Annotated in this window: 10 protein-coding genes; 1 reads left to right on the forward strand and 9 read right to left on the reverse strand. The window is 62.7% G+C overall.

Annotated elements, in window-relative coordinates:
• Positions 1–15: 15 nt before the first annotated feature.
• A complete protein-coding gene (locus ACLEJR_RS01015) occupies positions 16–1,029 on the forward strand; it encodes a GlxA family transcriptional regulator (protein ID WP_440792305.1) in 1,014 nt (337 codons plus the stop codon).
• A gap of 121 nt (positions 1,030–1,150) precedes the next feature.
• Here the strand turns inward: ACLEJR_RS01015 and ACLEJR_RS01020 are convergent, their stop codons facing one another.
• From ACLEJR_RS01020 to ACLEJR_RS01060, 9 genes are all read right to left on the reverse strand, one after another.
• Positions 1,151–1,906 (reverse strand): ABC transporter ATP-binding protein, encoded by a 756-nt coding sequence (locus ACLEJR_RS01020; RefSeq protein WP_440811537.1) that lies wholly within the window; start codon positions 1,904–1,906, stop codon positions 1,151–1,153.
• Positions 1,900–2,961, reverse strand: a complete 1,062-nt coding sequence (locus tag ACLEJR_RS01025) for a FecCD family ABC transporter permease (RefSeq protein ID WP_440811540.1) — start codon at positions 2,959–2,961, stop codon at positions 1,900–1,902. Before ACLEJR_RS01025 ends, ACLEJR_RS01020 begins: the two co-directional genes overlap by 7 nt.
• Complete coding sequence (locus tag ACLEJR_RS01030) at positions 2,958–4,139, reverse strand: ABC transporter substrate-binding protein (RefSeq protein WP_440811541.1); 1,182 nt, start codon at positions 4,137–4,139, stop codon at positions 2,958–2,960. The genes ACLEJR_RS01025 and ACLEJR_RS01030 overlap by 4 nt, the downstream gene beginning before the upstream one ends.
• 64 nt (positions 4,140–4,203) lie before the next feature.
• Positions 4,204–6,615 carry a TonB-dependent siderophore receptor gene (locus ACLEJR_RS01035; RefSeq protein ID WP_440811544.1) on the reverse strand — a complete coding sequence of 804 codons (2,412 nt, stop codon included), beginning with the start codon at positions 6,613–6,615 and terminating at the stop codon, positions 4,204–4,206.
• Positions 6,616–6,715: 100 nt separating this feature from the next.
• Complete coding sequence (locus tag ACLEJR_RS01040) at positions 6,716–7,693, reverse strand: FecR domain-containing protein (protein ID WP_440811547.1); 978 nt, start codon at positions 7,691–7,693, stop codon at positions 6,716–6,718.
• A complete protein-coding gene (locus tag ACLEJR_RS01045; RefSeq protein WP_440811548.1) occupies positions 7,694–8,209 on the reverse strand; it encodes a sigma-70 family RNA polymerase sigma factor in 516 nt (171 codons plus the stop codon). It abuts the gene before it with no gap.
• Positions 8,210–8,293: 84 nt separating this feature from the next.
• Positions 8,294–9,478, reverse strand: coding sequence for an aminotransferase class V-fold PLP-dependent enzyme (locus tag ACLEJR_RS01050; RefSeq protein WP_440811550.1), 1,185 nt, complete (start codon positions 9,476–9,478; stop codon positions 8,294–8,296).
• 12 nt (positions 9,479–9,490) lie between these two features.
• Complete coding sequence (locus ACLEJR_RS01055) at positions 9,491–10,738, reverse strand: MFS transporter (protein WP_440811553.1); 1,248 nt, start codon at positions 10,736–10,738, stop codon at positions 9,491–9,493.
• 16 nt (positions 10,739–10,754) lie between these two features.
• On the reverse strand, positions 10,755–12,605 hold the full coding sequence (locus ACLEJR_RS01060) for an IucA/IucC family protein (protein WP_440811555.1): 1,851 nt from the start codon (positions 12,603–12,605) through the stop codon (positions 10,755–10,757).
• Positions 12,606–12,608 lie beyond the last annotated feature (3 nt).

The following is a 12,608-nucleotide window of genomic DNA, read 5'->3' on the forward strand; positions in this document are numbered from 1 at the left end:
GAGACGGAGCAGGGTGTGAACACACGACGTCAGTTCAGTGGCGTGATGAAAGGTAAAAACCTGCGTTTCCTGCAAGAAGACAGGACAGTGCCTGCGCGGCAAACACGCGCAGGCTTTCTGCTGCTCGAGCATTTTTCGCTGCCGGCGTTCACGCAGGTCCTGGACACCCTCGTCACCGCGAACCTGCTGCGTCCGGGTCTGTTTTCGACCACTACCTTCGGCCTCGACGGCGCAGAGATCGTCAGTGACCTGGGGCTGGTGATTCGTCCCGACGCGGTGTTGGCCCAGGATGCGCTGGAAGGGCTGGACCTGTTGGTGATCTGTGGCGGTTATCGCACGGCACTCAAGGCCGATGATGACCTGATTGCATGGCTGCGCGGCGCCGCCGCACGCGGTATCAACCTGGCGGGCTTGTGGAACGGTTCGTGGTTTTTGGGCGTTGCCGGGCTGCTCGACGGCTACCGGTGCGCCATCCATCCCGAGCATCGACCGGCCCTGGCGGAACTCGCCAAAGCGACCCAAGTGACCAGCGAAGCCCAGGTCATCGACAACGATCGACTCACGGCGTCGAGCCCGGCAGGCGCTTTCCAGATGGCGCTGAACTGGATCGGCGGGCTGCATGGCAAGGCCTTGGTGGAAGGCATCGAAGACATTCTGTCGTTCGAGGAGTCGCGCTATCGACGGATAAAGGTTTCGCCATTGGTCAGCGTCAGCGCGCCATTGCGTGAAGTCATTTCGCTCATGGAAGCGAACCTGGAAGAACCGCTGGAGATCGATGAACTGGCGCTCTTCGTCGGGCGCTCGCGGCGTCAGCTGGAGCGGCTGTTCAAAGAACAATTGGGCACGCCGCCCCAGCGTTACTACCTGGAACTACGGATCACCGAAGCACGGCGGCTGTTGCAGCACACCGAACTCTCCCAAACCGAGGTCCTGGTAGCGTGCGGGTTTGTCTCACCCAGCCATTTCAGCAAGTGCTACAGCGCGTACTTCGGCTACCGTCCCTCGAGGGAGAGACGGTGGATCAGGTGAGCCGACCGGGTGACGAGGCCATTCAAGTCCGGGAGCAGGGTTTACGGCAACGTGATTTTCCGAGACGGAAGGGGTGTAGAGAAACTGAAGCCACTGGTCGCCCGGCGAATCCCCTGAGGAATCAGACAATATCGTCGATCAGAATATGCGCCTGCCCACGGCTGCACTTTTCGATCCGCGCCTCGACCTTGTAGACCTTGCGCAGCATCGATTCGCTGATCACTTCATTGCTCGGGCCACTGCCTTGGGTGGTGCCTTCGGCGATGACCAGCACCTGGTCGGCGAAGCGCAGGGCCTGGTTCAGGTCATGGATGGCGATGAACACGATGACTTCGCGTTTGCGCGCCAGGGCACGCATGAAGTTCAGCACCTGGACTTGTCGATGCATGTCCAGGGCGCTGGTCGGCTCATCCATCAGCAGGATTTCCGGTTCGCGCACCAGGGTCTGGGCGATGGATACCAATTGCTGTTGGCCGCCGCTGAGTTCGCCGAGGTTGCGAAAGGACAGGGGGGTGATGCCCAGTGCCTCCAGGATCTCATCCACCAGCCGCAGCTCTTCATCGTGGACGACCCAGCCCGGCGTCAGTTGTTTGCGCGCCAGCAGGACCGATTCGTAGACCGTCAACCGTGCGCTGGCATTCAGGCCCTGGGGCATGTAGCTGATGCCTGCGGGGCCCTTTTGCGAATCCTGCATGATTACCTTTCCCGGGCCATCGATCAGTCCGGCCATGCGTTTGAACAAGGTGGATTTACCCGCCGCGTTGGGGCCGACGACTGCGACCACCTCACCGCCCAGGAAAGTGGTCGTGGTGACGCCTTCGATGACGGTGCGCTGGCCATAGCCGGCGCCAAGATTCTCCAACTGGAGCTTCACCATGAGTTTTTCTTCCCGCCAAGGATCAGAGATATGAAAAAGGGTACGCCGATCAGCGAGGTGACCACGCCGATGGGAAAGATCGCCCCGGGGATCAGGGTCTTGCTGACCACCGAGCTGGCGGACAGGATCAGCGCGCCGGTCAGCAAGGAGGCCGGCAGGAAGAACCGCTGGTCTTCGCCGATCAGCATGCGGGCGATGTGCGGCCCCACCAGCCCGATGAAGCCGATGGTGCCGACGAAGGCCACCGGGAAAGAGGCCAGCAGGCTGACCATGATCAGCGTCTGAAAGCGCAGGCTGCGCACGTTGATGCCGAAACTGGCGGCCTTGTCATCGCCCAGGCGCAGAGCGGTCAGGGCCCAGGCGCGCCTGGCGAAGATCGGCAGGGTGACGAGGATCACCAGGCAAATCACCCCCAGCTTTGGCCAGGTGGCCTTGGTCAGGCTGCCCATGGTCCAGAACACCACGGCCGCGACGGCTTGCTCGGTGGCGAAGAACTGCACCAGCGCCAACAGTGCATTGAAGGTGAACACCAGGGCGATGCCCAGCAACACGATGGTCTCGGCAGTGACACCGCGGCGCATGCTCAGGAAGTGGATCAGCAGCGCCGAGAGCATCGCCATGATGAACGCGTTCACCGGCACCATGTATTGCGCCGCCAGCGGGAACAACGCCACGCCGAAAGCCAGGCCCATGGCCGCGCCAAACCCGGCGGCGGCGGAAATGCCCAGAGTGAACGGACTGGCCAGCGGATTGTTGAGGATCGTCTGCATTTGTGCCCCGGCCAGGGACAGCGCCGCGCCCACCGCAACGGCCATCAACGCCACCGGCAGGCGGATGTCCCACATCACTACCCGAACTTGCGGCGAAGCGCTTTGCGGGGAAAACAGCGCGCCCAGGACTTCATCGAGGCTGTAGCTTGCCGGGCCGAGGGCCAGGTCCAGCAGGACGCTGCACAGCAGCAACAGCACCAGGGTGGCGAGGATCAGGCGTTTGCGCAGGACCAGGCGCCGGTAGGCGTCCCGTTGCAGCACCAGGGCTTCGTTCATTGAGGTCATTGTTTGACGTCCTTCTCGCCCAGGCTGACGAAGTAGCCCGACTCATAGGGCACCGGCAGGAAGCGCTCGTGCAGTTCACGGAACGCCGCATCCGGATCCAGGTCGGCAAAGAGCGTCGGGTGGAACCATTTCGCAAGCTGCTGGATGGCCACGAACTGATAGGGACTGTTGTAGAACTGGTGCCAGATCGCGTGGAACGCCTGGTTATCCTGGGCCTTGATGCCGGCATAGGCGGGGCGTCGGGTGTACCAGGCGAGTTTTTTTCGCGCCAGGGTCATGTCCGCGCCCGGACCGACGCCGACCCAATGGCCGCCAGGCGCGAAGGCTTCCCAATTGGCGCTGGTGACCACAACCTGGTCCGGGTTGGCGACGATCACCTGCTCGGCGTTCAACTGGCCGAAGGTAGTGGGAATGATGTTTTTGGCGATGTTGTGGCCGCCGGCCATTTCGACGAACAGGCCGAAGTTCTCGTTGCCGAAACTCAGGCAGCAATCATCGGTGTAGCCGCCGATGCGTTCGATGAATACGTCGGGTCGGGCCGGGCGGCGGGCTTCTATGACGTCGGTGACGCGGCGGATCTGCTGTTTGCGAAACTCGATGAAGTCTTCGGCCCGCTGCTCTTTGCCGAACAACTGGCCGAACAGGCGCATGGTCGGCTCGGTGTTCTGCATCGGGTTGTTGCGAAAGTCGACGTAGACCACCGGAATTCCCAGGGCGTCGAGTTTTTCGATGTAGCGTGCATCTTCGGTGGCATGCTGGGCTTCGATATTGAGAATGATCACGTCAGGGTGCTGGGAAATCGCCTGCTCGATGTCGAAGGTGCCGTCTTCGAATCCGCCGAACGTGGGGATTCTGGCGATGGCAGGGAAGGCCCGCAGGTAGGCGCCATAGGTGTCCGGATCGGACTGGATCAGGTCCTTGCGCCAGCCGACGATGCGCTCGATGGGATTTTGCGTATCCAGCGCCGCCACCAGATACAACTGGCGGCCCTCACCGAGGATGACGCGGCGCACAGGCAGGTGGACCTGGACCTTGCGCCCGAGCAGGTCGGTCACGGTGCTCAGGGCCGGGTTCGCTTCAGCGGCGAGCGCACCGCGCGGCGCCAGAAATATCAGCGAAAGCAGTCCGGCGCAGATAAGCGCGCAGAGGGCGGGTCGACGGCGAAAAACGGTAACCATGGTTCAGGCCTTTGCAAAGGTCCGGCCCGGCATCGGCGACACGCGCCGTCCCGGGCCGGACGTTTCAGAAATCAACGGTGGCAGATAACAACAACGTGCGTGGCGAGCCCTGGGAAAACGCGCCATAAGAGGCAACACCGGACCAATACTCGTGATCGAACACGTTCTGTACGCTGGCGCGAAAGGTGGTGGGCCGCTCTGCTATACGCGTGGCATAACGCGCCCCGACGTCCAGGCGGGTCCAGGCATCCAGCGCCTGGGTATTGGCCTGGTCGACGTATTGGCTGGCGGTATGGATCACGCCACTGGTCAGCGTCAGGCCATCGATGGCGGGAGTGTCCCACTCGGCCCAGAGGTTGGCCTGGACTTTCGGCACGCCTACCGGTCGGTTGCCGCGGTTGGCCGCGACCCCGGACCGGGTCAGTTCGCCATCCAGCAGGGTGACGCCACCGAGCAGACGGGTGCCTGGAGCCAGCTCCCCCGACATCGTCCATTCCACGCCGCGGTTGCGCTGTTGGCCTTGTACCGAAAACACGCCGGAAGCCAACTCGCCGCTGGGCTTCTTGATCTGGAACAGCGCGAGGGTCGACATGAAACTGCCGTAGTCGAGCTTGATTCCGACTTCCTGCTGCCGCGAGCGGTACGGGGAAAAGATTTCGCCGGCATTCGACGCGGCGGACGGCGCGACGTCGCCCTTGCCCAGGCCTTCGACGTAGTTGTAGTAGAGCGAGACATGCTCCCAGGGCCTGGCTACGACACCGAACAGCGGCGTCGTAGCGCTTTTGTCGTAGGCCGTGGTGGCCCCGCCGGCCGCATTGTAGTTATCCGACTTTATGCTCTGCCTGCGCAGACCGACGGTCACTTTCAGGCGTTCGTCGAGCACCGACAGGGTGTCGGCGAGCGCCACGCCCGACAGCTCGCTCTCGGAGACTTTCGGCGTAGCCGGCTCGGCGATGACCGGACGGGGACGATCGACCGGGTGGTAGATATTCGACAGGATGGCGGGCCCGGAAGTGATTCCTCGCGACAGCTCATCGCGATAGCGGGTGACTTGCAGGACGCCGCTGTGGCTCACCGGCCCGGTGTCGAAGGCCAGGCGTGCCCCTGCGTCGACGGTGTAACGCCGGACCTTGAACTTGTAGTAACCGGGCGTCGACGATGTGTCGCCGGCCTCGTTGATGAGGGTCGGGGTCTGGTCGGACAGGCGCTCCACATCGGATCGGCCACCGCCGGCATGGGCGAAGACCGTCAGGCTGTCGCTGAGGTCGTACTCACCGCCGAGCAGCGCCGATTTGTCTCGTGTCCTGGACCAACCCCAATCCTGGCTGACACTGGTGCGTCCGTTGGCGGCAGAGGGGATCTGCACCCCCGGTGCGATCAGGAACGGCCGGGACGCCGCATCGAATTTTTCCTCCTGGTTGATCAGGTCCAGGGTGGCGCGCAGGCGTTCGCCCCGATAATCGAGGGACAGGGCGCCGATCCCGACGTCCCGGGTCTGCTTGTCGATTGCCGTATCGCCTTGTTGGGTACTGGTGTTGAACCGCAGGCCGAACTGTCGCTCCTCGCCAAAGCGCCGGCTGAGGTCGAGGTGCCCGCCCAGCTGCGAGTTCATGGCATAACGGGTGGTGAACCGGGTCAGGTCTTCGTCGAGGGCACGCTTGGGGACCAGGTTGATCACACCGCCGACAGCATTGTTGGGCGACATGCCATAGAGCAGCGCCCCCGGACCCTTGACCAGTTCGACACGCTCGGCGTACTCGGTGAACACGCGGTAATTGGACGCCACGCCGTACACCCCGTCGAAAGCCAGTTCACCGAGGTTGCCTTCGCCCACCGGAAAGCCGCGGATGAAGAACGAGTCGACGATCCCGCCGGTCTGCCCGGTGGAGCGCACTGACGGGTCACGCTCCAGCACGTCGCCAACGGTGACTGCCTGCTGGTCCCTGATCAGCGTCGAGGTGTAGCTGTTGATGCTCAATGGCGCGTCCATTACGTCGGTGTTGCCCAAAAGGCCAAGGCGTGCACCTCGGGCGACCTGTTCACCGGGGTAGACCGGGGGGAGGTCGCCGGGCCGCCGGCCGGGGGCTGCCACGTTGATCTCTGGCAGCGACAACTGGCGTAGCGCGAGCGTGTAGCTGCCGTCATCGCGGGCAAGCATCGTCACGCCGCTGTCGCCCAGCAGGCGGGTGAGGGCTTGCTGGGCTGGATAGGTGCCTGACAGCCCCGGGCTCAGCAGGCCCTCCGTGATAGAGGGCTGGAACGACAAGGCAATGCCGGCATCCACGGCAAAGCTCGACAGGGCGGTGCCCAGCGGTCCAGGGGGAATATCGTAAGTGCGCACAGCGACGGCCTCCAGCTTCAAGGGGTCGGCCCAGGCGAACGATCCGCCGGCCGCACCCAGGACCAGGCTGAACAGCACACTGCGAATGGCGGGCTTGGGTGGACGATCCGGACGCAGGGGCCGTGCAACAAGCATGGATGGGTGACCCTATGGGCAAGATGAAAGGGTTATTCCTTTGCTAGCCAGTTGAAACCGGAAAAAGTATCACCTGCCCAGGCATTTGTTTTTCCGCAGGTCAGGCGGGAGAGAGCGTCACCCAATAACCATTCAGGCGGCCACTGACCCGTACCGGGTAGGTTTGTACCAGCATGTTGAGGCTGCGCTGGGTGTCGCTGATGGGGAACGCGCCGGAAACGCGCAGCTCGGCAATGGTCGGGTCGCAACGCACGAAGCCTGGGCGATAGCGCGCCAGCTCGGCGACAAAGTCCGCCAGGCGCATCTTGTCGGCCATCAACATGCCTTGGGTCCAGGCCCCCACGTTAGGGTCCGTGGGGTTCAGTTGGCCGAAGGCTTGAGCGCCAAAATCGATGCGCTGCCCGGCATTGACGATGATCGGGGCGCTCTGGCGATTGTCCGCCAATGTCACCCGCACCGCGCCGTCGAGGACTGCCAGTTGAGTGCGTGACTGCGTCCGGCGAACAGTAAAGCGGGTACCCAGGGCTTGCATGAATCCGTCCTGGCTGCTGACCCTGAAGGGGCGAGCCTGCGCCGAGGCATCCGGCGCGGTTTGCACCAGGAGTTCCCCTTCGCGCAATTTGATCAGCCGCTGGTTGACGTCGAACAGCACGTCGACCGCTGTGGCGGTATTGAGCGTGAGACGTGATCCGTCGGCCAGGATCAGTTCGCGGCGCTGGCCGACCGCGGTGCGGTAGTCGGCCGACCACTGTTGCGATTGGGCCAGTTTCCAGCTGCCCCAGCCAGCGGGAACCATCGCCAGCAGCATCGCCAGTTTGCCGAGGGCGATGCGACGTTCGGGGTTGCTTGGGCGGTCCAGCGTCGACATCGCCAGCGACGGCGGCAGGCCGCCGAGCTTGCTTTGCAACAACTGAGCGCGAGACCAGGCCCGGCCGCGTTCGGGGCTGCTGACTTTCCAGCACTCCCACTCGGCCTGTTCGGTGCTGCTCAGATCGCCCTCGCTCAAGCGCATCAACCACTCGGCAGCCTCTTCGAGGACCTTGGGGTCGAGCGGCGGCTCCTGACGGCGAGTCAGCATTCATTCCACCAGCAACAGGCATTGCACGAATGCCTGTTTCATGTAGCGCTTGACCGTGATCAGCGAGACGTCCAGTTGCTCGGCGATGTCGTTGTACTTCAGGCCACCGATCTGCGACAGCAGGAAGGCGCGCTTGACCAGCGGTGGCAGGGCGTCGAGCATCGCGTCGATTTCGTGCAGGGTTTCCAGGACCATGAAGCGCGTTTCAGGCGAAGGCACTTCCTGGGCCGGGACGTGTGCCAGGGCTTCGAGGTAGGCGCGTTCCAGTGCCTTGCGTTGGTACCAGTTGATGAGGATGCCTTTGGCGACGCAACTCAGGTAGGCCCGCGGCTGCTCGATGGCGGTGACCTGGGAGGCCAGGATGCGGGTGAACGTATCCTGCGCCAGATCCGCCGCGTCCATGGCATTACCCAGTTTTTTCTTCAGCGTGGCGTACAGCCAGCCATGATGGCCGGCATATAGCGCCTCGATCATGCGCAGATGATGGTCGTTGTTCGCTGGCAGGGTTTCACTCATGGCTGCAGTTTTTTGCAATTGAGAAGTATTCCCAATGCTAATTGACAACCCGGCTGTGGCGCAAGGGTGATTCTCCAACCTGTCTCACGCCACTGGCATGCGAGCCAGTGCGGAGACCACTGCCTCGATTTCCGCTTCGGTGTTGTAGGCGTGGACTGAAGCTCGATTGACCGCCGGCAGTCCACGCTGTTGCATATCGAGCATCGTCGAGCTGAATGTCGAGGTGCTGACATTGATCCTTTGCGCCTGGGTGGCCAGCCACTGTTGGACTTGCATCGAGTTGATGCGGTGATGGGTGAAGGTGACGATTCCCGATTTGAGCGCCCCCAGGTCCTGCACGGTGACACCGGGAATCAAGGCCAGGCATTCACGCAGATGGCCCGCCAAATGCTGGATGCGCTGCCACATCGGTTCGAGGCCTTGCGCCAGCGCGTAATCCGCAGCTGCCCCCAGACCCAGCTTCGCCGCCACGTTGCACTCCCAGTTTTCGAATCGCCTGGCATCGCCGCGGATGCTGAAGCTGTCCGGTGTCTGCAAGGATGCGGCGTGCAAGTCGAGGAACGCCGGTTCGAGGTTCTGGCACAAGGAATTTTCGATGTATAGAAAGCCCATGCCCCTGGGGCCGCGAAGGTATTTGCGGCTGGTCGCGGCGAGCATGTGACAGCCGACCTTCTGCACATCAATCGGCATTTGTCCGACACCTTGGCAGGCGTCGAGTAGAAACAACACGCCGGCGGCCCGCGCCAACGCTCCGATCTGTTCGATGGGCTGGACCGGGCCGCCGTTAGTGGCAATCACCGGCAGGGAGACCAACGCAACCCGCTCATCCTCCAGCAGGGCCTTGAGCGCCGACAGGGAAATCTGGCCTTGATCATCGTTGGGAATCACCTGGATTTCGATGTCGCGCTGCTGCTTGAGTTGCAGATAGGGGATGTAGTTGCCGGCATATTCGGTGTTGGAGGTGAGGATGACATCCCCGGCCCGCAGCGGCAGCGAATAGAACGCCATATCCCAGGCGCGGGTGGCGTTTTCGATGACGGCGATTTCATCGGGCTGAGCGTTGATCAGGCGGCCGATGGAGCGGTAGACGTTGTCCAGCGCCGAGGACTGCTGGGCGGCTGCTTCGTAACCGCCCAGCCGGGCCTCCCGTTGCAAGTGAGCGACTACGGTGTCGACGACGGCCCGGGGCATCAGCGCGGCGCCGGCGTTGTTGAAGTGGATCAGGTGCTCGACCGCCGGGGTATCGGCGCGCAGTTGTTCAATGTTCAATCGGCACGCTCCTTAACGGTCCGCGGGCGGCACCCGGCTCGGTTGCAGGCCCGAAGGCCAATAACGCAAGGCGACTACACAGAGCAGCGCCAGCCCGTAAGCCAGGCACACGAACAGATAAGTGTATTGCAAACCGTAGACCTGGCTGAGCAGGCCTCCGGTAGAAATGCCGGCGATGGAGGCGAACTGTGCGGTGCCCTGGGCGATGCCCAGCACATGGCCCTGTTGCGAACTGTCGGCGGCTTTCGAAATCAGCGCCATCAGCACCGGTGTAGTAGCACCCAGCAGCACGCCCCAGACAAAGTACACGACAACGAACACCACGGCGTTACGCGTGACTCCGGCGATGGCCGTAAGGACAATGCAGCCCAGCACCACATAGGTCATGCGTTGCAGGGTGTCCTGCTGGTTCAGGTGCTCGAAGTAGCGCGACCAGGCGGTGGCGGACAGGATAAACCCCATGGCCAGCAACCCGTAGCACAGGCCGACGACCGAGTTGCTGACCTCGAACACCGAGCTTACATACAACGAGAACGAGGTCTGTGGCAGCATCCGTGCCAGCAACACAATACCCATGACGCAGAGCAACGACAGCAGCGGCGATGTTTGCCAGACACTGGCGGCGCGACTCGTCGACGCATTGGCGTTGGCGGTGGGGGCCTTCTTCACCGGCGGCACATCCGGCAGCGTGACAGCGGCCACCACGGTGCAGACAGCGCACAGTGCCGAGGCGATGATGTTGATCCAGAAGAAAGTGGCGTAATCGAGGATCAATCCGCCCACCACCGCGCCGAGCAAGGAGCCGACGTTGGTGGAGATTTGCAGGATCGCGAACAACCGTGCCCGCCGTGAAGGGGCTTCGATGCTCACCCCGTAGGCCTGTGCCGGTGCGATGTACCCGGCAAAGGCGCCTTGCAGGAATCGCAGGAGCAGGATGACCCAGATGTCTCCGGACAGCGCCAGCCCGAGCTGGGTCAACGACAGGCCCGCGAGGGCGCGGATCATCATCAGCTTATGGCCGTAGCGGTCACCGATACGCCCCCAGAAGGCACTGGTCAGGATGATGCCCAGCATCGGCCCGACGTATACGGCGATGCTGGCGAAGCTGAATACCGACTCCGAGGACGTCAGCCCACGCAGGTGGACGGGCCAGAACGGTCCGCTCATTTCCATCGCGCCCATGGAGATGAGTTGGATCGCGAACAGAAGATAAATCAGGATTCTTACATTCGAACCCTGGATGGGACCTGCGTGGGACATGACACAGCCTCAGTGGTTAAACGGTTGCAAGCGGGTTGGCCAGCGTGTGCTGCAAACGATAGTTGGAGTATTGCAGCAGATGCATGCGCAGCAGTGACCGGGTTGGCCACGGTTCTTCGATGAACGCCTTGCGCTCGACCTCCCACAGCGGCCCGGCGACACGTTCGCGCACGGCGTCGAAGGCTGCTTCGGTTTCTTCACGCAGCACGCGCCACAGGCGGGTATCGCCCAGCTCGTACTCCCGGGTCAGCCAGAGGGCGACTTCGTGCAGATGGGTGAGGAACGCCGCATCCAGTACGAACATCCGCACCGGCTCGATATCGTCCACGAACACGGTGGGCAAGATGCCCGGCTGTACGTGGGGCTGCAAGCTGTAGCCACGTTCTTCCAGCAGCGGCGCGTAGGTCCTGCCATCGCCAAAGTCGCGGATCAGCAGACTACGCGCTTTGCCGTCAGGGGAAAACAGCACCATGGTGTTCTGCTGGTGCGCCTCCAGGCCGATGCCGTACAGCAGGTAGATCGCAACCACCGGATGGGTGACCACCCTGGCGTACTGGCGGAACCAGTCCTCGAGCGCTTCGGTGCCGGGGCGAGCGCCGTCGCGCTCGATCAGCTCGGTGAACAGTGGACGGCCGTTACCGGGCAGGCGAGTGAACAGCGAGGCCACAGTGATGGGCAGGCACTCGTCCTGGCGATCGAACGCTTGCCGACTGGCACGGAACACCACCGACAGGTGCCGGCCGGGCGCGTCGTCCTGGGTAATCGCGTTGCGATAGCGCACGCCGATCTCCTCCGGAAAGATTTCCAGTTGCTGATCAAAGCCGTTCTCGACGGCCAGGATTTTCGTGATCACCGTACTGATGCGTGGCCCCATGTGGATCGACTTGGCTTGCAGGCTGCGCAGCTCGCTGGTCATCCACACGGCGATCGGCAATTTGATCAAGGGCGCGGTGTCTTCCAGCGCCGGCATCATGGTTCGGTAAGACATGGTCGGCAGCGTCTGGATATCCGGGCCGTCCGTGATCAGGATGCCTTCTTCGATTTCGGCGGCAAAGTTCTTGAGCACGTAGGCCTGTAGATGCCAGGAGTGGATCGGCAGCGGCAGCCACTGGCGTTCATCCCGCCCCTTGTCGTTGAGTGCGGTTTTCCATTGCTCCCATTGCGCCGGGAAGTTGCTGGCGAACCAACTTTGATAGCTGGTCACGTGGGGCATGCTCTCGCTCTTGGCCATGTCCGCACGCAACGCCGCGATGCGCAGTGGCACCTGGGCATTGAATTCAGGGGACAGGTGTTCGACCTCGGCGTCGCTCAGGCCTGGACGTGATTTCCAGGTCGGGTAGTACGGATGCCCCTCCAGCGAACCCCACTGGTCCAGCAAGATGGCGGCGTCCTTGGTGCTGGCATGCTGGCGAAGATAGTCGGTCAGGCTGTCGAGCCCGTGGCTGCGGGCGGCCTCGGCCAGCCGGACATTCCATTGCTGGCGATGCTGGCGGGCGTGGGCATCATTCATCAGGCTGTTTTCCATGTCCGACTTGAGCCCGGCCACACCCTCCTCGCTTGGTTCGAAGTCGAAGCTGTCGCGCAGGATGTCCAACAGGTCGTGGTGGCTGTGAACGACCTGGTGCAGGCCTTCAGCGGTCATCAGGATCACGTTACCGTCATTGATCAGCGTATCGGCGGGCGCCAGGGTGATGTGCGAGAAAAACAGTCGATCGCGCGAGTTCTTCAGCGGGTAGGTGGCCTGGGTACCGTCGGCGGAAAAATCCAGCGCCTTGCGGTCCAGGATGTTCTCGGCGAACAAGCAGCGAACCAGGCGTCGCAGGGCGTTTTTCCGGGAGAAGGCAATCAGGGTATTGAAATCATCCATATC

Origin of the sequence: Pseudomonas sp. SMN5 (assembly GCF_052041925.1) — a bacterium.
GTDB lineage: Bacteria > Pseudomonadota > Gammaproteobacteria > Pseudomonadales > Pseudomonadaceae > Aquipseudomonas.